The following is a 21,296-nucleotide window of genomic DNA, read 5'->3' on the forward strand; positions in this document are numbered from 1 at the left end:
AAGCTTGCGCGAAGAGGACAAGTGTTATGGGTAAGAATGTCGTCGTCCTGGGCACCCAATGGGGTGATGAGGGCAAAGGCAAGATCGTCGATCTGCTGACCGAACATGCCGCTGCGGTGGTGCGTTATCAGGGTGGCCACAATGCGGGCCACACCTTGGTGATCGACGGTGAGAAGACTGTGTTGCACCTGATCCCGTCGGGCGTGCTGCGCGAAGGCGTGCAGTGCTTGATCGGCAACGGCGTGGTGGTTGCACCCGACGCTCTGCTGCGCGAGATCACCAAGCTGGAAGAGAAGGGTGTGCCGGTGCGCGAGCGCCTGCGCATCAGCCCGTCCTGCCCGTTGATCCTGTCCTATCACGTCGCCCTCGACCAGGCGCGCGAAAAAGCGCGTGGGGAGCTGAAGATCGGTACCACCGGTCGTGGTATCGGCCCGGCTTATGAAGACAAGGTTGCTCGTCGTGGCCTGCGCATCGGTGATCTGTTCCATCGTGAGCGTTTCGCCGCCAAGCTCGGCGAGCTGCTGGACTATCACAACTTCCAGCTGGTGAATTACTACAAGGAGCCGGCTATCGACTTCCAGACCACTCTCGACGAGTGTATGGAATACGCCGAGCTGCTCAAGCCGATGATGCTCGACGTCACTGCCGAGCTGCACAATCTGCGTCGTGCTGGCAAAGACATCATGTTCGAGGGCGCCCAAGGCTCCCTGCTGGATATCGATCACGGTACCTATCCGTACGTGACCAGCTCCAACACCACCGCTGGCGGTATCGCTACGGGGTCGGGCGTGGGCCCGATGTTCCTGGACTACATCCTCGGCATCACCAAGGCTTACACCACGCGTGTGGGTTCTGGCCCGTTCCCGACTGAGTTGTTCGACGATGTGGGTGCGTTCCTGGCCAAGCGTGGCCACGAGTTCGGTGCGACCACCGGCCGTGCACGTCGTTGCGGCTGGTTCGACGCGGTTATCCTGCGTCGTGCTATCGATGTGAACAGCATCTCGGGCCTGTGCCTGACCAAGCTGGACGTGCTCGATGGGCTGGAAACCATCAACATCTGCGTTGGCTACAAGAACCAGGGTGGTGCGGTGATCGACGCTCCGACCGACGCTGACAGCTACATCGGTCTGGAGCCGGTGTACGAAGAGATGCCGGGCTGGAGCGAGTCGACCCTGGGTGCCAAAACCCTGGAAGAGCTGCCGGCTAACGCTCGTGCCTACATCAAGCGTGTGGAAGAGTTGGTTGGCGCGCCAATCGACATCATCTCCACCGGGCCGGATCGCAACGAGACCATCGTGCTGCGCCATCCTTTCGCCTGAGTATCGGCGGCTCCCCTCGGAGTCGTGAGCACGTCATGAAAACGGGTCGCCTTTGTGCGACCCGTTTTCATTTGGCGGGCACTCATACTCGGGTTGATGTGGCGATGTGCTGTCATTCGGCACGCGCCTTGCTTTGTCATTATCCTACCTTGAAGTTGCCGCTGCTCTGGCGGTCGGAGGATTTCCCGTGGTTGCTGTTCTGTCGCTATTTCGCAGTCGTCTATTGCTGCCGGTGTTCATTGCGCTGGGTATCGCGCTGTTCGTTCAGGTGCTGCTGGTATTGGCGTTGACCCGTAGTACGGTAGACCGCCTGGTGACTGATCTGGAGCGGCAGTTGGGCAGCGATGCCGGACGCCTTTCCAGTGAGCTGGAGCAGGCCAATCAGGAGGTTTCCGCGAGTCTGGGCGGGCTTTCGGTGCGTACTCGAGAGAGTCTTTCTGCGGGGCTTTCGAGTCGGCTGAGTGACGAGCGTGTGCAGATACGTGCCAGTCTGGAGAAAAGCCTGAAGGATTCCGCCAATGATCTGGCGCAATTGCTCGCTGCTGTGGCCCCGCGAGCCATGTGGGATTCCGATGTGCCGGCGCTGTCCGAGTTCGCGCGGCGTGCGCAGCGTAACCCCAATGTGCTTTTCGTCATATACGACGATGCCGAGGGTAACCATCTGACCCGTTACCTCAACCGCCAGAACGAGCAGGTCAAGGCCATGCTCGAGAAAGGGGCGGGTGAGCGCGCGCTGGACAAGGTCATCGACGCTGCCAAGAGCGATCCTACCGTGTACTTCGTCGAGGCCGGTATCAGTCCCAATGGGGTGGAGATTGGCAAGGTGCTGATGGGGGTGTCCACGTCCGCCATCGATGCCGAGCTGGCCGCTATCGATTCACGCTTCGAGGCGTTGCTGGCCAGCGGCGGTCAGTTGGTTGCCGATAGCCTTGCCGGTGCTTCCACCGAAAGCGCCGCTGCGTTGTCGGCGCGCCTGGCTGCGGCGCAACAGGCGGCTCAGGGAATGTCGGCCAATACCAGTTCGGCAGTCGACGCTGCTGCCTCGAATCTGCGCTGGCGCATCGGGCTGGGGCTGGCTGTGGTCGGTCTGGGGGTGCTGCTGGCACTGGCTATCGTGCTCGGTCGCCGTGTGGTGGTGCGTCTGCGTACCTTGATCGCCGCGCTCGACGATCTGGCGGCGGGCGAGGGTGATCTGACCCGGCGTATCGAGATCGACAGCCGTGACGAGGTTGGTGAAATGGCTTCGGCGGTCAATCGTTTCGTTGCCAAATTGCAGCCCATCGTGCGCGAGGCTGGCGAGGTGGCGGTGCGTACCGGCCAGGAAATCAGTGCGTTGACGGCGCGTAGCGCTGCGGCAGAGTCGGCTGCCAAAAGGCAGCGTGATGAAGTGGCGGCCAGCTTGCAGGCGCTGGCGGCGATGGCCGATGAGGCGCAAGCCGAGAGTCGCGCCATGCAGGAAGCTCTGCAGAGGGTCGAGGCGATTCGTCAGGCAACCCAGGAAAACGCCACCATCGCCAAGCGCGTGGGTGGTTCCATCGAAGAGCTGGTTCAGCGCGTTGATGCCGGCTCAGCTGTAATCGAGCGGCTGGCCAAGCAGAGCGAGCAGATTGAGGTGGTGCTGACGGTTATCCGCTCTATCGCCGAGCAAACCAACCTACTCGCCCTGAATGCCGCTATCGAGGCGGCGCGTGCGGGGGAGAGTGGCCGTGGTTTTGCTGTAGTGGCTGATGAGGTGCGGGCGCTGGCCAGCAAGACCCAGCAGTCGACCGGCGATATCCAGTCGCATATCGTCGCTTTGCAGCAGGGGGCTCGTGAGGCGGTTAGCGCCATTGCTCAAGCCGGTCAGCAGGCTGATCAGGGGCTGGCAGCGCTACGCGAGAGTGCGCGTATCCAGCAGACTGTGCAGCGCTCCGTGGAAGACGTGCATGGCGCGATCAATACGGCGACTCAGGCGGCGGCTCATCAGGCCGAGGGCGCTGATGCGGTGCGTGGGCGGGTCGAGGTGATTCATTCCGAGGCTCAGCGTGCGGCCGAGGCGGTGGCGGCGACGGCCAATAGCGGTCGCGTGCTCGATGGTCTGGCAGGACAGTTGAAGGCCAGTCTCGGGCAGTTCAAGGTTTAACTCGGCCGCTGTTGCTGGAAGAAGCCTGGCGGCTGCCGGGTTTCTTGGCTATTGGTCTGCAGCAGGCACGTTCCTATGGGCAATAAAAAACCGAGCCATTGGCTCGGTTTTTTGAATTTGGTGCCCAGGAGAAGACTCGAACTTCCACGACCTTGCGGTCACTGATACCTGAAACCAGCGCGTCTACCAATTCCGCCACCTGGGCACTGCAGTAATGTTCACCGTTGCCGGTACGGATCATTACGTCCGTTATTTGCAAAGTAGGTTATCAAGCTACTTCACGAAATTTGGTGCCCAGGAGAAGACTCGAACTTCCACGACCTTGCGGTCACTGATACCTGAAACCAGCGCGTCTACCAATTCCGCCACCTGGGCACTGAAACGGATGATTGCTCATCTATTCCGTGTTACAACGTCTCCTCGACGCTGTGGGCGCGAACTATACGGTCGTGCTTTTACCTTGTAAACCCCTGTCAGCGAAAAATTAATCGTGTCGAAAGCTGACCCGAAGGGCGCTTTCGCGCTTCAATAGACACATGGCAAAACCGACTCTATAGATAAGGTGAACAGGTTCTAATGGCCGATTGGCAATCCCTCGATCCCGAGGCCGCTCGTGAAGCGGAAAAGTATGACAACCCCATCCCTAGCCGCGAGCTGATTCTTCAGCACTTGGCTGAGCGCGGCTCCCCCGCCAACCGTGAGGAGCTGCTCGACGAGTTAGGGCTGGCCAGCGAAGAGCAGGCCGAGGCGCTGCGTCGCCGGCTGCGCGCCATGGAGCGCGACGGTCAGTTAATTTATACGCGCCGCGGCACATACGCGCCCGTGGATAAGCTCGACCTGATCCTCGGTCGTGTCAGCGGCCACCGTGACGGCTTCGGCTTTCTGGTGCCCGATGATGCCAGCGATGATCTGTTTCTTAGCCCGGCACAGATGCGCATGGTATTCGATGGTGACCGCGCACTGGCCCGGGTTTCCGGCCTCGACCGCCGTGGTCGCCGCGAAGGCGCGATTGTCGAAGTGATCTCCCGTGGTCACGAGACCATCGTTGGCCGTTATTACGAAGAGAGCGGTATCGGCTTCGTGATCCCCGACAACCCGAAGATCCAGCAGGAAGTGCTGGTGACGGCGGGCCGTAATGGTGGCGCCAAGCAGGGGCAGTTTGTCGAAGTAACGATCACTCACTGGCCAACACCGCGCTTTCAGCCCCAGGGCGACGTGACCGAAGTGGTCGGCAACTACATGGCGCCGGGCATGGAGATCGACGTGGCGTTGCGCAGCTACGACATTCCTCATGTCTGGCCCGAAGCTGTGGTCAAGGAAGCGCGCAAGCTCAAGCCGGAAGTCGAAGAGAAGGACAAGGAAAATCGTGTCGACATGCGGCACATCCCCTTCGTCACCATCGATGGTGAAGATGCGCGCGACTTCGACGATGCGGTGTACTGCGAAAAGAACGGTGGCAACTGGCGGCTGTTCTCGGGCGGCTGGAAGCTTTACGTCGCTATCGCCGACGTCTCGCATTATGTGAAGGTCGGCTCGGCGCTGGATGCTGAGGCTCAGGTGCGTGGCAACTCGGTGTACTTCCCGGAGCGGGTCATCCCGATGCTGCCGGAAGAGTTGTCCAACGGCCTGTGCTCGCTGAATCCGCAAGTCGACCGTCTGGCCATGGTCTGCGAGATCACCATCTCCAAGACCGGCAAGATGACCGACTATCAGTTCTACGAGGCAGTGATCCACTCCCATGCGCGTCTGACCTACAACAAGGTCAGTGCGATGCTCGAGCAGCCGAAGAGCAGCGAAGGCAAGGCGCTGCGTAGCGAATACAAGGAAGTGCTGCCGCACCTCAATCAGCTGTACTCGCTGTATCAGGTTCTGCTCGCGGCGCGTCATGAGCGTGGTGCGATTGATTTCGAAACCCAGGAAACTCGCATCATTTTTGGCGCCGGACGCAAGATCGCGGAGATTCGTCCGACTCAGCGTAACGATGCCCACAAGCTGATCGAGGAGTGCATGCTGGCGGCCAACGTGGCCACTGCAGCGTTCATGCAGAAGCACGGCATTCCTGCGTTGTACCGCGTGCACGACGGCCCGCCGCCGGAGCGCCTGGAAAAACTCAAGGGGTTCCTCACCGAGCTGGGCCTTTCTCTGCACCGTGGCAAGTCCAAGGACGGCCCGTCGCCCAAGGACTATCAGGCACTGCTGGAGAGCGTCCGTGGGCGTCCGGATTATCAACTGATCCAGACCGTGATGCTGCGCTCGCTGAGTCAGGCGGTGTACAGCGCCGACAATCAGGGCCACTTCGGCCTGAATTACGACGCTTACGCGCACTTCACTTCGCCGATTCGTCGCTATCCGGATCTGCTGATTCACCGTGCTATTCGCAGCGTGATCCGCTCCAAGCAGGACACGCCTCACGTTCAGCGTGCCGGCGCGGTCAGCATGCCCAAGGCGCGTATCTATCCGTATGACGAGCCGATCCTTGAGCAGCTTGGCGAGCAGTGCTCGATGTCCGAGCGGCGTGCCGACGAGGCCACGCGTGACGTGGTCAACTGGCTCAAGTGCGAGTTCATGAAGGATCGCGTTGGGGAAACCTTCCCCGGTGTGATTACCGCAGTGACCGGGTTTGGTCTGTTCGTCGAACTCAAAGATATCTACGTCGAGGGCCTGGTGCATGTCACCGCGCTGCCGGGCGACTACTACCACTTCGATCCTGTGCATCATCGCCTCGCTGGTGAGCGCAGTGGCCGCAGCTTCCGACTTGGCGACAGCGTTTCGGTGAAGGTCATGCGCGTCGATCTAGACGAGCGCAAGATCGATTTCGAGATGGCCCAGGGTGTTGATGAAGCGCCGGCAACTCGCAAGCGTAGTGCCTCTGGTCGAGACAGCCGTGGCGGCAAGAGTTCGCGAACTGGTTCTACCAGCAACACGGACGTGCAGAAAAGCCGTGATGTGAAGAAGGCGCTGCTGGCCGATTCCAAATCGGATAAGGGCGCCAGCAAGGCATCGGACAAGGGCGGTAAGCCGAGTCGGCATCGCAAGGGGCCATCGAAGAGCAAGGCCAAGTCATGAGTCAGTTGGAAAAGATCTACGGTTTGCATGCCGTGGAAGCGTTGTTGCGCCATCACCCCAAGCGGGTGAAGCAGATCTGGCTTGCCGATGGCCGTAGCGATCCTCGTGTTCAGCCGCTGCTCGAGCTGGCAGGTCAGGCGCGCGTCGCCGTCGGCCAGTGCGAGCGTCGCGAAATGGATGCTTGGGTCGAGGGCGTGCATCAAGGTGTGGTCGCTGAGGTCAGCCCCAGCCAAGTGTGGGGTGAGGCGATGCTCGAGGAGTTGCTCGACCGTTGTGAAGGCCCGCCACTGCTGCTGGTACTCGATGGCGTGACCGATCCGCACAACCTCGGTGCCTGTCTGCGTACCGCCGATGCCGCGGGCGCGCTGGCGGTGATCGTGCCCAAGGACAAGTCCGCAACGCTGACGCCGGTAGTGCGCAAGGTAGCCTGTGGCGCCGCGGAAGTTATTCCGCTGGTGGCCGTGACCAACCTGGCGCGCAGCCTGGAAAAGCTCCAGCAGCGCGGTCTGTGGATCGTCGGTACCGCGGGTGAGGCCGAGCAGGAGTTGTTCCAGCAGGATATGACCGGGCCGACGGTGCTGATCATGGGCGCCGAGGGCAAGGGGATGCGTCGCCTGACCCGTGAACACTGTGATTATCTGGTGAAGCTGCCCATGGCTGGCAGCGTCAGCAGCCTCAATGTGTCGGTCGCCACCGGTATCTGTTTGTTCGAAGCGCTGCGCCAGCGGCGTTCGCTCAAGAGCTGAAGCTTCCGGCCCGCTGTTCAAAATATCACCAGTTCACCTTGCGTGCGGTGGGGGGCTTCTCTAGAATGTTGCCCCTTGCCGTAGGGTCGGTGCGTTCGCGCCTTACCGTTTCAGCAAGTCAACAGTGTTATTCACTCCTTGTCTGATCGCATTTCGCGGCAGGCTACAACCCGTAAGGAGCATTCATGCGTCATTACGAAATCATCTTTCTGGTTCACCCGGATCAGAGCGAGCAAGTCGGCGGCATGGTCGAGCGTTACACCAAGCTGATCGAAGAAGACGGCGGCCAAATCCACCGTCTGGAAGATTGGGGCCGTCGTCAACTGGCCTACGCCATCAACAACGTTCACAAGGCTCACTACGTGATGCTGAACGTTGAGTGCAGCGGCAAGGCCCTGGCCGAGCTGGAAGACAACTTCCGCTACAACGATGCCGTGATCCGTAACCTTGTCATCCGTCGTGAGGAAGCCGTTATCGGTCAATCCGAGATGCTCAAGGCCGAAGAAAACCGCAGTGAGCGCCGTGAGCGTCGTGAGCGTCCTGAAAATGCCGAGTCCAATGACGGCGATGACAGTGACAACAACGACAGCGACAACGCTGACGAGTAATCCACGGATCTTTTGAGGAGCCAATCCCATGGCACGTTTCTTCCGTCGTCGTAAATTCTGCCGTTTCACCGCTGAAGACGTGAAAGAGATCGATTTCAAAGATCTCAACACTCTGAAAGCCTACATCTCGGAAACCGGCAAAATCGTTCCTAGCCGTATCACCGGTACTAAGGCTCGTTATCAGCGTCAGCTGGCTACCGCTATCAAGCGCGCCCGCTTCCTGGCCCTGCTGCCCTACACCGACGGTCACGGCCGATAAGATCGGACGATTGACAAGTAGTAAGGGATAAATCGCATGCGCGCCTTGGCAGAATTCATTATGCGCGGCCGTATGCAGGCCACTCTTGTAGTGGTCGGTTCTGCGGCATTGCCGCTGCTGTTCTGGTTGAGTGCCGCTGCAGGATGCCTAGTGCTTCTGCGGCGTGGTCTGAGTGATGCTGTTGGCATCCTCGTCTGGGCGTTACTGCCAGCCGTTGGTTGGTGGTACTTCGGCGAGCCGCGCACCTTGTTGGTGTTGCTGGGCGCGTTGGGGCTGGCGTGTGTATTGCGCGCCAATCAGTCCTGGAGACGGGTGCTGTTGTTCAGCGTCGCACTGGGCCTGGTGTATGGACTGGTATTGGGGGCAACGTTTCGTGCGCCCATCGAAGCCATGGCGCAGGAGCTGATCAAGCTGCTGCCGCAAATGTTCGATGGCGTTCACCAGCAGATGTCGGTGGATGATCAGGCGCGTCTCCAAAGTCTCATTGCACCGGTCTTGACCGGACTGCTGGCAGCATTGCTGCAGGTGGTCAGCTTGCTAAGCCTGATGCTTGGGCGGTTCTGGCAAGCGGCTGTGTACAACCCTGGAGGTTTCGGTTCCGAGTTTCGTGAGCTGAGATTTCCGCCGATGCTGGCGATGTTACTGCTGGTCGGCATGCTGCTCGGGCCCAGTCTGGGTGTCGAGATGGCGATGTTGACGCCGTTGTGCAGTGTTCCGCTGGCATTCGCGGGTATCGCCCTGTTGCACGGGCTGGTAGCCAAGGGCCGACTGTCCAAGTTTTGGTTGGTCGGGCTGTACATCACGCTGCTGCTGTTCATGCAATTGATCGTTCCCTTGCTGGTGGTGTTAGCCATAGTCGATAGTCTGTTTGATTTTCGTGATCGTTTGGCGGACAAGCCCGGGTCGGGCTCCGCCAACGGTGAAGGTTAAAAGTTAAGAGGTAACACCCAAATGGAAGTCATCCTGCTGGAAAAAGTCGCCAACCTGGGCAACCTGGGCGACAAAGTGAATGTTAAAGCCGGTTACGGCCGTAACTTCCTGCTGCCGCAAGGCAAAGCCACTGCTGCCACTGAAGCCAACGTTGCTACTTTCGAAGCACGTCGCGCTGAGCTGGAAAAAGCAGCTGCCGACAAGAAAGCCTCGGCTGAAACTCGCGCTGCTCAGTTGGCCGAGCTGGAAGTCACCATCACCGCTACCGCGGGCGATGAAGGCAAGCTGTTCGGTTCCATCGGTACTCACGACATCGCTGACGCACTGACCGCCTCCGGCGTTGAAGTGGCCAAAGCTGAAGTTCGTCTGCCGAACGGTACCATTCGCCAGGTTGGCGAATACGACGTAGCCGTGCACCTGCACAGCGATGTTGAAGCTACCGTAAAGGTAATCGTAGTAGCCGCTTAATAGCGCTGCTCAGCGGGTTTGCACTCAGGTGCGTTCCCGCTAACATCGGGCACGGCATTGCGAAAGCGATGCCGTGCCTTTTGTTTTTCAACGCAAGCATTCTTTCCAGGCTCCCATGAACGACATCAGCATCACTGAACAGTACGACCTGCAAACCTCTGCCCTGAAGGTGCCGCCGCACTCGATCGAGGCCGAGCAGGCAGTTCTCGGCGGTTTGATGCTCGATAACAACGCGTGGGAGCGTGTGCTCGATCAGGTATCCGATGGCGATTTCTACCGTCACGATCACCGCTTGGTGTTCCGCGCCATCCACAAGCTGGCCGAGCGCAACCAGCCGTTCGACGTGGTGACCCTGTCCGAGCAGTTGGACAAGGAGGGGCAGTTGCCTCAGGTCGGCGGCATGGCCTACCTGGGCGAGCTGGCGAAGAACACGCCGTCGGTGGCCAATATCAAGGCCTATGCGCAGATCATTCGCGAGCGCGCCACGCTGCGCAAACTGATTGGCATCAGTAACGAGATTGCCGACAGCGCCTATGCGCCAGAGGGCCGTACGGGCGAGGAAATTCTCGACGAGGCCGAGCGACTGATCTTTCAGATCGCCGAGGCGCGGCCGAAGACCGGTGGCCCGGTGGGTATCAACGACATTCTGGTCAGGGCCATCGATCGCATCGACGAGCTGTTCAATAACGGCGATGCGATCACTGGCCTGTCTACCGGGTTCTCTGATCTGGACGATCTGACCAGCGGCCTGCAGCCGGCCGACCTGGTTATCGTTGCGGGCCGTCCGTCGATGGGTAAGACCACGTTCGCCATGAACCTGGTGGAAAACGCGCTGATGCGCAGCGACAAGTCGATTCTGGTGTATTCCCTGGAGATGCCATCGGAATCCATCGTTATTCGTATGCTGGCCTCCCTTGGCCGCATCGATCAGACCAAGGTGCGTGCCGGCCGCCTGGATGACGACGATTGGCCGCGGCTGACCTCAGCGGTCAACCTGCTCAACGACCGCAAGCTGTTCATTGACGACACTGCCGGTATCTCGCCTTCGGAGATGCGTGCGCGTTCTCGTCGTCTCGCGCGCGAACACGGCGAGATCGGCCTGATCATGGTCGACTACCTGCAGCTGATGCAGATCCCCGGCTCCAGCGGCGATAGCCGGGTGAACGAGATTTCCGAGATCTCGCGCTCGCTCAAGGCGTTGGCCAAGGAATTCAACTGCCCGGTGATCGCGCTCTCCCAGCTCAACCGGGGTCTGGAGCAGCGGCCCAACAAGCGCCCGATCAACTCCGACTTGCGCGAATCCGGTGCGATCGAGCAGGACGCCGACATCATCATGTTCGTGTACCGGGACGAGGTGTATCACCCGGAAACTGAATACAAGGGCGTGGCCGAGATCATCATCGGCAAACAGCGTAACGGCCCGTTGGGTACGGCGCGTTTGGCGTTTCTTGGCAAGTACTCGCGCTTCGAGAACCTGGCGCCTGGTAGCTACCAGTTCGACGACGAATAAGCTTAATTACGCGTTGCTGCTGCCGTACACGGCGGTGCCTGAGCGCCCGGCCGCCTTGGCCTGATAGAGCGCCTGATCCGCCGCCTTGTAGAGGCTGGCGAACTGTTCGGCATGTTGGGGATAGAACGCCACACCGATACTGATGCTCACGGTCAGCGCCTGATCGGCGTAGCCCACCGGCCTGGCTAGCTCGGCGAGCAGGCGGTCTGCTACATCGTGCGCGTAGCCTTGCGCATCCGCGCCACCGATCAGCACCGCAAACTCATCACCGCCAAGTCGGGCAACCGTGTCGCTTGCCCGCACATGTTCGCGTATTCGCTTGCCTATGTGCTGCAGCATCAGGTCGCCGGCATCATGCCCGTAGCGATCGTTGATCGGTTTGAAGTGATCAAGATCGATCAGCAGCAGCGCCAGCGTTTCACCCGACTGCTGAGCCACCTGCAGCGCACGCTCGCACTGCTCGATCAGGTGGCGGCGGTTCGGCAGCTCGGTGAGTGGGTCGTGGAACGCCGCGTGGCGTAGCTCCTGCTCCCGTTGTGACAGTTGCAGATTGGTCGCCTTGAGTTCCGCAGTACGGTGTTCCACGGCCAGTTGCAGCTCGTCGGCGCTGGCCTGCACCTGTGCCAGGCGTGCACTTTTTTCTTGGCTGGCCTGCAGCAGCGCTTCGGAGCGCTGGTTTTTCAGCAACTGGATGCGGTAGGCCAGGGCGAAGGAGAACAGGATCGACTCGGCAGCCACCGCGATGGGAAATACGTAGGTGCTCCAGGCGGCGGGCTGAATCACCCCGGTGGCGCGTAGCAGCAGCAGGACTACGCTGGCCAGGATCATGCCGTAGCCGCAGAAGTACAGGCAGGCCGGAAAGTAGCCCTGGCGCCAGCGCATGAGGGAGGCCCAGAGTGCTGCGGGGATGGCCGTGAACGACAGCAGCACGAAGACCCAGGCGCCCACGGCGCGTTGCCCGAAACCATCTGCCATGACGGCAACCACGTACATGACGCAGCTTATGGTCAGCAGGTGATGGGCCCAGGGCACATGGCGGCGAGTTTGCAGCAGCGTCTGGGTAAAGCGGCAGGCGCCAAAGCCCCATAGCGCTGGCAGGCTGATGCGGTCGAGCCAGAAGGGTACCGCGGTGTTTGGCCATAGGTGCTGGAAGCCGTGCCCGGTCATACCGAGGATCATCAGCAGAGCGCCTGTGGTGGTGACTACGTACCAGAAGTACGCCGAGTCGCGCAGGGCGAAGAAGATGAACAGGTTGTACAGCAGCAGGGCGGTGATCACCCCGTAGATAATGCCGAACCAGAGGTTCTCGTCGGCGCTTAGGGTGCTCAGGTCATCGAGTTGCCAGACCTTCAGCGGAAAGGAGTTGCCCGCTGGGTCGAAGCTGCGCAGGTAAAAGGTCAGTGGCTGCTCGTCCAGGGCCGGCAGTTCGAAGAGCATGCGCCGGTGAGCGTGGTCGCGGCCTTCGTCAAAGCTCACCACTTCTCCGGACTGACGCAGATGCCAGCCTTGTTCGCTGTCGGGCAGGAACAGTTGCAGATCGAGCAGGCTGACGGCAGCGACTTCCAACCACCAGGGGCCAGGCGCCGCCTGGCTCGCCTGGAGGGTGACCTTCACCCACCAGGGGTTGGGGCTCTGGCCGACGCTTGCCTTACCCTTGGCGGAAACGAAGCGCTGCTGCACGGTCGGATCCGCCATATCCTCGATACTCAGGCGGGCGCCGGGATCTTCGAGCAGTTCGATATGCGGATTGAGTGCCAGACCGCTGCTGCCGGCATCGAGAGTGATGATGTCAGCCCGAGCGCTCAGGCTCAGGCCTGAGAGCATCAATATCGAGATCAGGAATATGGCTAGCCGCTGCAAGCGGAGGCTCCTTGGTGGCCTGTGCACGACCGTTGTTGTTCTGCCCTGAGAGTATACCGAGGCGACACATTTTTGATGACTGTCCGCACTCATATTGCATGCCATCGGATAGACCGCCAAGCGACGTTTTACCCCAGCGCTACAGTCGGGTTTGGTCAAAATTTGTGCTATATTCCGCGACCGCGATTTTTCATCTCAACACCGGTCACCGTCATGCAAACAGCCAAGCCGTTATTTGACTATCCCAAGTACTGGGCCGAATGTTTCGGCCCTGCGCCATTCCTGCCGATGAGCAGGGAGGAGATGGATCAGCTTGGCTGGGATTCCTGCGACATCATCATCGTCACCGGTGATGCTTACGTCGACCATCCGTCGTTCGGCATGGCGATCATTGGCCGGCTGCTGGAGTCCCAGGGCTTTCGCGTCGGGATCATCGCCCAGCCCAACTGGCAGTCCAAAGACGACTTCATGAAGCTCGGCGAGCCGAACCTGTTCTTCGGCGTTGCTGCCGGCAACATGGACTCGATGATCAACCGCTACACCGCCGACAAGAAGATTCGTTCCGACGACGCCTACACGCCTGGCGGCATGGCCGGAAAACGCCCGGATCGTGCCAGCCTGGTCTATAGCCAGCGTTGCAAGGAAGCCTACAAGCACGTACCGATCGTGCTCGGCGGTATCGAAGCCTCGCTGCGCCGTATCGCCCACTACGACTACTGGCAGGATCGCGTGCGCAACTCGATTCTGATCGATGCCAGCGCCGACATTCTGCTCTACGGCAACGCCGAGCGCGCCATCGTCGAGGTCGCTCAGCGTCTCTCCTACGGCCACAAGATCGAAGACATCACCGATGTACGCGGCACGGCGTTCATTCGCCGCGACACGCCGAAAGACTGGTACGAGGTCGACTCCACGCGTATCGACCGTCCGGGCAAGATCGACAAGATCATCAACCCGTACGTGAACACCCAGGACACCCAGGCTTGCGCTATCGAGCAGGAAAAAGGCCCGGTTGAAGACCCGAACGAAGCCAAGGTCGTGCAGATCCTGGCCAGCCCTCGCATGACTCGCGACAAGACGGTGATCCGCCTGCCGTCCATGGAGAAAGTGCGTAACGATTCGGTGCTCTATGCCCACGCCAACCGCGTGCTGCACCTGGAAACCAACCCGGGCAACGCCCGTGCGCTGGTGCAGAAGCACGGTGAAGTCGACGTGTGGTTCAACCCGCCACCCATTCCGATGACCACCGAGGAAATGGACTACGTGTTCGGCATGCCCTATGCGCGCGTTCCGCACCCGGCTTATGGCAAGGAGAAGATCCCGGCCTACGACATGATCCGCTTCTCGGTGAACATCATGCGTGGCTGCTTCGGCGGTTGTACTTTCTGCTCCATCACCGAGCACGAAGGGCGCATCATCCAGAACCGTTCCGAAGAGTCGATCATTCGTGAGATCGAGGAAATTCGCGACAAGGTTCCGGGTTTTACCGGGGTTATCTCTGACCTCGGCGGGCCGACCGCGAACATGTACCGCATCGCCTGCAAGAGCCCGGAGATCGAATCCGCGTGCCGCAAGCCGTCCTGCGTGTTCCCCGGTATCTGCCCGAACCTGAATACCGATCACTCGTCGCTGATCCAGTTGTATCGCAGCGCCCGTGCGTTGCCGGGCGTTAAGAAGATTCTCATCGCTTCCGGTCTGCGCTACGACCTCGCGGTCGAATCGCCGGAATACGTGAAAGAGCTGGTGACCCACCACGTTGGCGGTTACCTGAAGATTGCCCCGGAACACACCGAGGAAGGTCCGCTCAACCAGATGATGAAGCCGGGCATTGGCAGCTATGACAAGTTCAAGCGCATGTTCGAGAAGTACACCAAGGAAGCGGGCAAGGAGCAGTACCTGATTCCGTACTTCATCGCCGCCCACCCCGGCACCACCGATGAAGACATGATGAACCTGGCCCTGTGGCTCAAGGGCAATGGTTTCCGCGCCGACCAGGTGCAAGCGTTCTATCCGTCGCCGATGGCGACTGCCACGGCCATGTACCACTCGGGCAAGAATCCGCTACGCAAGGTCACCTACAAGAGTGACGGGGTGACCATCGTCAAAAGCGAGGAGCAGCGCCGCCTGCACAAGGCCTTTCTGCGCTACCACGATCCGAAAGGCTGGCCGATGCTGCGTGAAGCACTGACCCGCATGGGCCGGGCCGACCTGATCGGCCCGGGCAAGGAGCAGTTGATTCCGCTGCACCAGCCGGCAACCGACAGCTACCAGAGCGCCCGTCGCAAAAATTCTACCCCGGCCGGTAGCCATAAGGTCGCCAAGCAAACTACCACCAAGATTCTCACCCAGCACACCGGCCTGCCGCCGCGTGGCAGTGATGGTAGTAATCCGTGGGACAAGCGTGAGCAGGCCAAGGCAGCTGCCCAGGCGAGGAACCAGCAGGCTGCGCGTGAGCGCACTGATGCCGCCAAGGGCAAAGGCAAGAAGCCCGCGAAGAAGCCTGCAGTGCCGCGTTAAGCGAGTGGCTTCAAGGCGAAAGCAGCCGTTTGTTGAGTGCTTTTGTGGGAGAGGCTTTAGCCTCGATTTTGCCTAGCTAGGCGTAAAGAGCTCGCGGCTAAAGCCCCTCCCACAAGTTACGCGAACGGCTGCTTTCGCCTTTTTGCTGTCGTACAGGTCTAGTCGACGCTGAAACGGCAGGTCAGATAACGGTTGCTGGCGCCGTAACGCAAAATTGAGAAAAGCCGCTTGAACAGGTACAGCGGGTGGCTGCGGTAGTACGCCAGTACGGCGTTGCCGACGCCTTCCGAGCGGTGCTGGCGGGCGGCTTTCTTGGGCTTCTTGAACAACCCGGAAAACTCCCAGCGCTGGATCTGTTCGAAACGTTCCTGAGGTTTCAGGCCGTGGCGACGGAACAGTGCGAAGAAGCTGCGCGGGCTGAAATCGTGCAGGTGGTGTGGGTTGCCATCCAGTGTCGGCGTGGTCGGCACCGAGGCGATGATGCGGCCGCCCTTGGCCAGCAGGCTGGCGTAGTTCTCTACCAGGCGAACCGGGTCGGGCAGGTGCTCGATGGTTTCCAGGCTGACGATGCTGTCGAAACCCTCACTGTAGGTGAAGGTTTCCGCGTTCGCACAGACGTAGCGCAGATTGGCTTTCTGGTAGTTCGCCTGGGCATAGGCGATCGCTTCGGGATCGATGTCGATGCCGGTGATCTGCTTGTCCGGGTGCTGTTCGGCCAGCAACGCACTGCCGTAGCCGCAGCCACAGGCCATGTCGAGTACGCGCTGGCCCTGCAGCGAGCGGCTGGCGAACGCGTAACGCTGCATATGCAGATCAAGGGTTGCCTGGTCGGCCGCCAGCCTTTCGTCCATTTTTAGCGGGTAGATGCGTTCTAGGGTGTGCATGGTGGCCGTCCATGGAGTGAGATCGCGAGAATATAAAGTAGTCGCGATCCCTTGTCCCTATCCGTTCGGCGTCAGCCGTAGCGCTTCTTCGCTTCGATGGCCAACCCGCTGCCAATACTGCCGAAGGTATTGCCTTCCACGTGGCGGGCATTGGGCAGCAGTTCGGCCACGCTCTGGCGCAATGCCGGTACACCGCTGGAGCCGCCGGTGAAAAACACCGTATCGACCTGCTCGAGGCCTACGCCGGCATCGGCGAGCAGCCCGGTTACACTGCTGCGGATGCGTTCGAGCAGTGGGGCGATGCTGTCTTCGAACAGCTCCCGAGTCAGTTCGGCGATCAGGCCTGCTTCGATCCGTTGCAGGTCGATGGAATGCCGATGCTGTTCGGTCAGGGCGATCTTGCTGTCTTCCACCTGCATCGCCAGCCAGTGGCCGGCACGTTGCTCGATCAGCTTGAACAGGCGGTCGATGCCGGTCGGGTCAACGATGTCGTAACGCATGTTCTGCAGCGCCCGCTGCGACGCGGCCGCGTAGACCACGTTGATGGTGTGCCAGGTAGCCAGATTGAGGTGCATGCTGGTCGGCATCGGCGCGTCGCTCTTCATCCGGCTGCCGTAGCCGAATAGCGGCATCACGCCCTGCAGGCTGAGCAGCTTGTCGAAGTCGGTACCGCCGATATGCACACCGCCGGTGGCCAGGATGTCATCGTGGCGCTCGGCCTGCTGGCGGCGCTCCGGTGCTAGGCGCACCAGGGAAAAGTCCGAGGTACCGCCGCCGATATCGACGATCAGCACCAGCTCTTCACGCTCGATGGTCGACTCGTAATCGAAGGCTGCGGCGATCGGTTCGTACTGGAAGGACACGTCCTTGAAGCCAAGCTTCTGCGCCACGGCGATCAGGGTGTTCTCGGCTTCCTGGTCGGCCAGCGGGTCGTCATCCACGAAAAATACCGGGCGGCCCAGCACCACGGCGTCGAACGGACGCTCGGCAACCGCTTCGGCACGTTTCTTCAGCTCGCCGATGAAGAAGCCGAGCAGATCCTTGAAGGGCAGGGCGCTGCCCATGACCGCAGTCTCGCTCTTAAGCAGCTTGGAGCCGAGCAGGCTCTTCAGCGAGCGCATCAGGCGGCCTTCGTAGCCTTCCAGGTACTCGTGCAGAGCCATGCGGCCATAGGCCGGGCGGCGCTCTTCGAGATTGAAAAACACCACCGAGGGCAGAGTGATCTTGCCGTCTTCCAGCGGGATCAGCGTTTCGCCGTCCGGGCGCAGCCAGCCAACGGTGGAGTTGGAGGTGCCGAAGTCGATACCGCAGGCGCGGGCAGGGGTGGAAAAGGACATTGACGCGCGGCTCCTGAAAAACGGCCGCGCATTCTAGGCGAAATGAAGGCGTCGTGCTGCCGCTTCGTCAGGGCAATGGGGGATTTTGTGCTTCGGTACGCTTGAGGCGCCATTGGCCCCATTCGAAGCCCAGCACCACGATCAGCGACAGGGCGAAGGGCAGCAGCAGGTAGAAGGCGCGGAACACGATCAGTGCGGCCAGCACGTCGGAGGCGGGAATCTCCGGCAGGGCAGCGAGAAAACTGACTTCCAGCACGCCCAGACCGCCCGGCGCATGGGACAGCAGGGCGAGGGAGAAGGACGCGAGGAATACACCGAGCACGACCGGGTAGCCTGGGTTGTAGGCCTCCGGCAGCGCGAAGTAGATGATCGCCGCGGCGCAGGCCAGCTCCAGCGGGCCTGCCAGCAACTGGCGGCCAACGATGCGCAGGCGTGGGTATTCGACGCGCAGCTTGCCAAAATTCCAGGGCTTGAACTGCAGCCATGAGCCCAGCACATACAGGCCAACCAACAGCAGCAGCAAGGAGCCGATGGCAATGGAGACCAGCGGCGTAACGTCCAGTACGCGGTGGATCAGATCGGGCTGCAGTACCAGTACACAGCCACTGGCGAACAGCGTGCCGAGGGCGAAGGTGAAAGAGCAGAAGACGATCAGGATGCCGATCTCATGGGGCGTCAGGCCCTTGGTGCGGTAGGCGCGATAACGAACCACTGCGCCGGAGAACACCGAGGCGCCGATATTGTGGGCCAGGGCGTAGGTAGTGAAGGAGCACAGGGTGATGAAGCGCCAGGAAATCTTCTTGCCCAGGTGGGCGATGGCGATGCGGTCGTACCAGGCAAGGGCGCAATAGGCGCCAAAGGTCGCCGCGCCGGCAAGCAGCCAGTTGAGGTGCGGAATGGCCTTGAGGCTTTCAGCGATCTCGTCGAGAGAGATGTTGCGTACTTCGCGGTAGAGCAAGAAGCAGGACGCCACCACGGCACACAACCCGATCAGCGTCCAGATCAGGTCACTGCGTTTCATCGTGGGCTTGGTACCTTGCAACTGCGATCCCCTGTTTCACGTCTCTACGGACAGTTGGCTCTGCATTCGATGAGCTGTCACAGCCATCGTTCATTTCTTATCCCTGGGCGCATGTCCTTCAGGGTTGAAGCTGTACAGGGTGCGCAGTATCACGGAGGCGGGCCGGTTGCTCAACTGGCACCGCTTTACAGGCCGTTACCGAGTGTGTCCTTTCAACTGCTCAAACCCAGTGTCAGTGCGGCCACCACAGCATAACGTGCTGTTTTGGCGAGGGTCACGATAAGCACGAAACGCCACAACGGTTCACGCATGATACCCGCCACCAGGGTCAGCGGGTCGCCGACTACCGGTAGCCAGCTGAACAGCAGCGACCAGCGTCCATAGCGCCCGAACCAAACCTGCGCCTGCTGCAGGCGTTGGTCGCTGACCGGGAACCAGCGGCGCCCGCGAAAACGTTCGAGATAACGGCCGAGCCACCAATTGACCAGCGAGCCGAGCACATTGCCCGCGCTGGCCGCCAGGAGAAGTGCCCACACGGGCTGAGCGGCGCCGAGCAGCAGCGCTACCAGCAGCGCCTCGGACTGCAGCGGGAGCAGCGTCGCCGCACTGAATGCGGCGGCGAACAGCCCCAGATAAGCGTAGATGTCCAGCAAGGCGAGGCGTCGTCAGGACTTCTTGTCCGGCTCGGCATTGGCCATGATCTCTTCCAGCTTGAGGCCGGTGAGACCATTAATGGTGCGCCACAGGTAGTAGAAGATGGCCATCAGCATGATCATCGATGGAATGGCGATCATCGGGTAGCTGAGCAGCGTCATGCGCCCCAGCTCGTCGTTGAAGGCTTCGCTGCCGGCTGGGCTGGTGACGATCCACTTGGCCAGCACGTAGTTCATTGCCGACGAGAAGAAGAACGTACCGCTGAGCCAGTAGGTGGCAAGCATCAGGCGCGATTCGAAGCGCTCGGTATGGCCACCCTGTTCCAGGCGATCATGAATCTTGTCGACGTTGAGCACCGTCTTGTTGAACAGCAGCGTGCGGATCAACGGGTAACGGGTGCGCGTCGACACCAGCACGGCGATGCCGATCAGACCGGGAATTGCCGCTTCCTTGATCGCCAGCCACTGGTTGTCCAGGTGCAGCAGGCCGATGCCGCCGGTCAGCACTACGCTGACCAGGCCGAGCAGGGCCACGAAGTTGAATTTGCGGTACTTGAGCAGCTCGAAAGCGCCCCAGCCCAGCGGGAAGGCGAGGGCCAGCACCAGCGCGCCGTCCGGGCCCAGGCGCGCTTCGCCGCTAAGTTTCATGAGGATCAGCGAAGGAATCAGAATGCTGATCAGCAGATCGATGAATGGGCGAGGTTTATGTGTGGCTGGGGGCGTCTGAGTGGTGTCGGTCATGTCATTCGGTGTGGGTGGACGAGCACCGATGATCGCCTGCCTGACGCTCATGCGCCAGCCCGATTGTCGGCGCAATCACCACAAAGTCCTTCGCCCCCGTCCTGCTGAGCACTGTGTGATGCGCAACAATATGCCCGCTTGTAGAGGCGCCGGCGTGTAGAGGCACAAGCATCGTGCTAGCTGAAATTGAGCAGGCACTGCGGTAAAGTCGACGCTTATTGCCGTCAGGTTTGCGTCGACAGACCACTGGTGCCTGCTTCTTGGTACCCGGCTGACTGATTTCTTGAAGTACCTATGGGGATGGCCAATGGGCCTGTTACGTCGCTACGGGGTGCTGTTTCTCGCTTTGCTGTTCTGTGCGCAGGCGGCCGCCGGGCTGCGCATCCTTACCGAGCCCGGCCCGCCGACGGCCTTCATGAAGGACGGCGAGTTGCAGGGCTTTGGCGTGGACGTAGTGCGCGAGTTGATAACCCGTACCGGGTCGCAAGCGCAGATCGAAATGATGCCCTGGACGCGTGCCTACACCATCGCCCAGCGTGAGCCGGGCGTGGCACTGTTCGCCATGATGCGTACGCCCGACCGGGAGAAGCGCTTTCAATGGGCTGGCCCGATTCTGCATGGCAAGGTGCGCTTTTATTCGCTGAAGTCTAGCGGCTTGAAGGTGGACAGCCTCCAGGATGTCGCGGCCAGCGGGCCGCTAGCGGTGCCCAAGCAGTGGTACAGCTACGAGGTGCTGAAGGATCAGGGTCTGCAGAACCTCTACGGCGTACCAACGCCCGAAACCATGGTCACCATGTTTCGTCATGGTCGGGTCAGCCTGATCATGCTGGAGGATATCCTGCTGCGCGACATGCTTGCTCCAGCAGGGCTGACGCCTGCGGACGTAGAGCCGCAGATGGTGTTTATGGAGTCGTCGTATTACATCGCCTTCTCCCTGGACACCGACCAGGCGGTCGTCGCTGCCTGGCAGAATGAATTGGCGGAAATGCGCCGTGACGGCAGCTTTTCGGCGATTTTCCGCCAGTGGTTGCCCGATGTAGAGCTGCCTGAGGCTCTCCGCTGAGTTGGCGGGATAATTGCTGCTGGGTGTCAGGATGCGCCGATGGCCGGTGGCATGAGACACCTACGGATGGCGAGCAGGCAGCCCACGCAGTGGCCACCGTGCATTCGTACCGGTAGCGGCATAACACGAGAATTCGCTCAAAGCGGCCAGGAAAAGGCCGCTGGGCACCCGATTCATCTGACGTTTTGGACA

The 21,296-nt window shown here is 60.7% G+C and carries 17 protein-coding genes, 2 tRNA genes and 1 pseudogene; 12 read left to right on the forward strand and 8 right to left on the reverse strand.

The genetic code is table 11. The annotated features are described in order from the left end of the window. Nucleotides 1-26: 26 nt before the first annotated feature. The 3 genes and pseudogenes from ACZ0AI_RS19870 (at nucleotide 27) to ACZ0AI_RS19880 (ending at nucleotide 3,441) form a co-directional block, all read left to right on the forward strand. Nucleotides 27-1,319 carry an adenylosuccinate synthase gene (locus ACZ0AI_RS19870; protein WP_463563351.1) on the forward strand — a complete coding sequence of 431 codons (1,293 nt, stop codon included), beginning with the start codon at nucleotides 27-29 and terminating at the stop codon, nucleotides 1,317-1,319. Nucleotides 1,320-2,322: 1,003 nt separating this feature from the next. After that, nucleotides 2,323-2,583, forward strand: a pseudogene (locus tag ACZ0AI_RS19875) (HAMP domain-containing protein); the annotation flags it as partial. Then, nucleotides 2,557-3,441 (forward strand): methyl-accepting chemotaxis protein, encoded by an 885-nt coding sequence (locus tag ACZ0AI_RS19880; protein ID WP_463565980.1) that lies wholly within the window; start codon nucleotides 2,557-2,559, stop codon nucleotides 3,439-3,441. The pseudogene ACZ0AI_RS19875 and the gene ACZ0AI_RS19880, both read left to right, overlap by 27 nt. Nucleotides 3,442-3,559: 118 nt before the next feature. Here ACZ0AI_RS19880 and ACZ0AI_RS19885 read toward each other — a convergent pair. Next, a tRNA-Leu gene (locus tag ACZ0AI_RS19885) sits at nucleotides 3,560-3,646 on the reverse strand. An 83-nt stretch (nucleotides 3,647-3,729) separates the two neighbouring features. Then, a tRNA-Leu gene (locus ACZ0AI_RS19890) sits at nucleotides 3,730-3,816 on the reverse strand. A 201-nt stretch (nucleotides 3,817-4,017) separates the two neighbouring features. Between ACZ0AI_RS19890 and rnr the strand changes: the two genes are divergently transcribed. From rnr to dnaB, 7 genes are all read left to right on the forward strand, one after another. Beyond that, a complete protein-coding gene (gene rnr, locus ACZ0AI_RS19895; protein WP_463563352.1) occupies nucleotides 4,018-6,507 on the forward strand; it encodes a ribonuclease R in 2,490 nt (829 codons plus the stop codon). Then, nucleotides 6,504-7,253, forward strand: a complete 750-nt coding sequence (gene rlmB / locus ACZ0AI_RS19900; RefSeq protein WP_225835943.1) for a 23S rRNA (guanosine(2251)-2'-O)-methyltransferase RlmB — start codon at nucleotides 6,504-6,506, stop codon at nucleotides 7,251-7,253. Before rnr ends, rlmB begins: the two co-directional genes overlap by 4 nt. Nucleotides 7,254-7,438: 185 nt before the next feature. Further along, entirely contained in the window at nucleotides 7,439-7,861 is a 423-nt protein-coding gene (gene rpsF / locus ACZ0AI_RS19905) for a 30S ribosomal protein S6 (RefSeq protein ID WP_225835941.1), read from the forward strand. A 28-nt stretch (nucleotides 7,862-7,889) separates the two neighbouring features. After that, nucleotides 7,890-8,120, forward strand: a complete 231-nt coding sequence (gene rpsR, locus ACZ0AI_RS19910) for a 30S ribosomal protein S18 (protein ID WP_225835939.1) — start codon at nucleotides 7,890-7,892, stop codon at nucleotides 8,118-8,120. A 36-nt stretch (nucleotides 8,121-8,156) separates the two neighbouring features. Then, nucleotides 8,157-9,050, forward strand: a complete 894-nt coding sequence (locus ACZ0AI_RS19915) for a hypothetical protein (RefSeq protein WP_463563353.1) — start codon at nucleotides 8,157-8,159, stop codon at nucleotides 9,048-9,050. A gap of 21 nt (nucleotides 9,051-9,071) precedes the next feature. Further along, nucleotides 9,072-9,518: a 50S ribosomal protein L9 gene (gene rplI / locus ACZ0AI_RS19920; RefSeq protein ID WP_463563354.1), complete on the forward strand. Its 447-nt coding sequence runs from the start codon at nucleotides 9,072-9,074 to the stop codon at nucleotides 9,516-9,518. A gap of 115 nt (nucleotides 9,519-9,633) precedes the next feature. After that, complete coding sequence (gene dnaB, locus ACZ0AI_RS19925; protein WP_463563355.1) at nucleotides 9,634-11,028, forward strand: replicative DNA helicase; 1,395 nt, start codon at nucleotides 9,634-9,636, stop codon at nucleotides 11,026-11,028. Nucleotides 11,029-11,034: 6 nt separating this feature from the next. Here the strand turns inward: dnaB and ACZ0AI_RS19930 are convergent, their stop codons facing one another. Beyond that, the gene (locus tag ACZ0AI_RS19930; RefSeq protein WP_463565981.1) at nucleotides 11,035-12,852 is read right to left on the reverse strand and encodes a diguanylate cyclase domain-containing protein; all 1,818 of its coding nucleotides are present in this window, start codon (nucleotides 12,850-12,852) and stop codon (nucleotides 11,035-11,037) included. Between the two features lie 249 nt (nucleotides 12,853-13,101). On the opposite strand from ACZ0AI_RS19930, the gene ACZ0AI_RS19935 reads away from it, so the two are divergent. Continuing rightward, nucleotides 13,102-15,405, forward strand: a complete 2,304-nt coding sequence (locus ACZ0AI_RS19935; RefSeq protein WP_463563356.1) for a YgiQ family radical SAM protein — start codon at nucleotides 13,102-13,104, stop codon at nucleotides 15,403-15,405. Between the two features lie 158 nt (nucleotides 15,406-15,563). Here the strand turns inward: ACZ0AI_RS19935 and ACZ0AI_RS19940 are convergent, their stop codons facing one another. The 5 genes from ACZ0AI_RS19940 to ACZ0AI_RS19960 form a co-directional block, all read right to left on the reverse strand. Continuing rightward, a complete protein-coding gene (locus tag ACZ0AI_RS19940; RefSeq protein ID WP_463563357.1) occupies nucleotides 15,564-16,289 on the reverse strand; it encodes a class I SAM-dependent methyltransferase in 726 nt (241 codons plus the stop codon). Between the two features lie 71 nt (nucleotides 16,290-16,360). Then, nucleotides 16,361-17,626, reverse strand: coding sequence for an Hsp70 family protein (locus ACZ0AI_RS19945; RefSeq protein ID WP_463563358.1), 1,266 nt, complete (start codon nucleotides 17,624-17,626; stop codon nucleotides 16,361-16,363). A 67-nt stretch (nucleotides 17,627-17,693) separates the two neighbouring features. Further along, nucleotides 17,694-18,647: a lysylphosphatidylglycerol synthase transmembrane domain-containing protein gene (locus ACZ0AI_RS19950; protein WP_225835921.1), complete on the reverse strand. Its 954-nt coding sequence runs from the start codon at nucleotides 18,645-18,647 to the stop codon at nucleotides 17,694-17,696. A 212-nt stretch (nucleotides 18,648-18,859) separates the two neighbouring features. Next, nucleotides 18,860-19,300 carry a YqaA family protein gene (locus tag ACZ0AI_RS19955; protein WP_225835919.1) on the reverse strand — a complete coding sequence of 147 codons (441 nt, stop codon included), beginning with the start codon at nucleotides 19,298-19,300 and terminating at the stop codon, nucleotides 18,860-18,862. A gap of 12 nt (nucleotides 19,301-19,312) precedes the next feature. Continuing rightward, nucleotides 19,313-20,041 (reverse strand): VC0807 family protein, encoded by a 729-nt coding sequence (locus ACZ0AI_RS19960; protein WP_225839936.1) that lies wholly within the window; start codon nucleotides 20,039-20,041, stop codon nucleotides 19,313-19,315. Between the two features lie 307 nt (nucleotides 20,042-20,348). Between ACZ0AI_RS19960 and ACZ0AI_RS19965 the strand changes: the two genes are divergently transcribed. After that, on the forward strand, nucleotides 20,349-21,104 hold the full coding sequence (locus tag ACZ0AI_RS19965; protein WP_463563359.1) for a substrate-binding periplasmic protein: 756 nt from the start codon (nucleotides 20,349-20,351) through the stop codon (nucleotides 21,102-21,104). Nucleotides 21,105-21,296 lie beyond the last annotated feature (192 nt).

The organism is Pseudomonas sp. AC355 (assembly GCF_979258205.1).

Excerpts from the sequence above, each read along its gene's own strand:
- ACZ0AI_RS19870 (WP_463563351.1), top strand. The coding sequence starts at position 27 with ATGGGTAAGAATGTCGTCGTCCTGGGCACCCAATGGGGTGATGAGGGC.
- ACZ0AI_RS19880 (WP_463565980.1), top strand. The coding sequence starts at position 2,557 with ATGGCTTCGGCGGTCAATCGTTTCGTTGCCAAATTGCAGCCCATCGTG.
- rnr (WP_463563352.1), top strand. The coding sequence starts at position 4,018 with ATGGCCGATTGGCAATCCCTCGATCCCGAGGCCGCTCGTGAAGCGGAA.
- rlmB (WP_225835943.1), top strand. The coding sequence starts at position 6,504 with ATGAGTCAGTTGGAAAAGATCTACGGTTTGCATGCCGTGGAAGCGTTG.
- rpsF (WP_225835941.1), top strand. The coding sequence starts at position 7,439 with ATGCGTCATTACGAAATCATCTTTCTGGTTCACCCGGATCAGAGCGAG.
- rpsR (WP_225835939.1), top strand. The coding sequence starts at position 7,890 with ATGGCACGTTTCTTCCGTCGTCGTAAATTCTGCCGTTTCACCGCTGAA.
- ACZ0AI_RS19915 (WP_463563353.1), top strand. The coding sequence starts at position 8,157 with ATGCGCGCCTTGGCAGAATTCATTATGCGCGGCCGTATGCAGGCCACT.
- rplI (WP_463563354.1), top strand. The coding sequence starts at position 9,072 with ATGGAAGTCATCCTGCTGGAAAAAGTCGCCAACCTGGGCAACCTGGGC.
- dnaB (WP_463563355.1), top strand. The coding sequence starts at position 9,634 with ATGAACGACATCAGCATCACTGAACAGTACGACCTGCAAACCTCTGCC.
- ACZ0AI_RS19930 (WP_463565981.1), bottom strand. The coding sequence starts at position 12,852 with ATGCTCTCAGGCCTGAGCCTGAGCGCTCGGGCTGACATCATCACTCTC.
- ACZ0AI_RS19935 (WP_463563356.1), top strand. The coding sequence starts at position 13,102 with ATGCAAACAGCCAAGCCGTTATTTGACTATCCCAAGTACTGGGCCGAA.
- ACZ0AI_RS19940 (WP_463563357.1), bottom strand. The coding sequence starts at position 16,289 with ATGCACACCCTAGAACGCATCTACCCGCTAAAAATGGACGAAAGGCTG.
- ACZ0AI_RS19945 (WP_463563358.1), bottom strand. The coding sequence starts at position 17,626 with ATGTCCTTTTCCACCCCTGCCCGCGCCTGCGGTATCGACTTCGGCACC.
- ACZ0AI_RS19950 (WP_225835921.1), bottom strand. The coding sequence starts at position 18,647 with ATGAAACGCAGTGACCTGATCTGGACGCTGATCGGGTTGTGTGCCGTG.
- ACZ0AI_RS19960 (WP_225839936.1), bottom strand. The coding sequence starts at position 20,041 with ATGACCGACACCACTCAGACGCCCCCAGCCACACATAAACCTCGCCCA.
- ACZ0AI_RS19965 (WP_463563359.1), top strand. The coding sequence starts at position 20,349 with ATGGGCCTGTTACGTCGCTACGGGGTGCTGTTTCTCGCTTTGCTGTTC.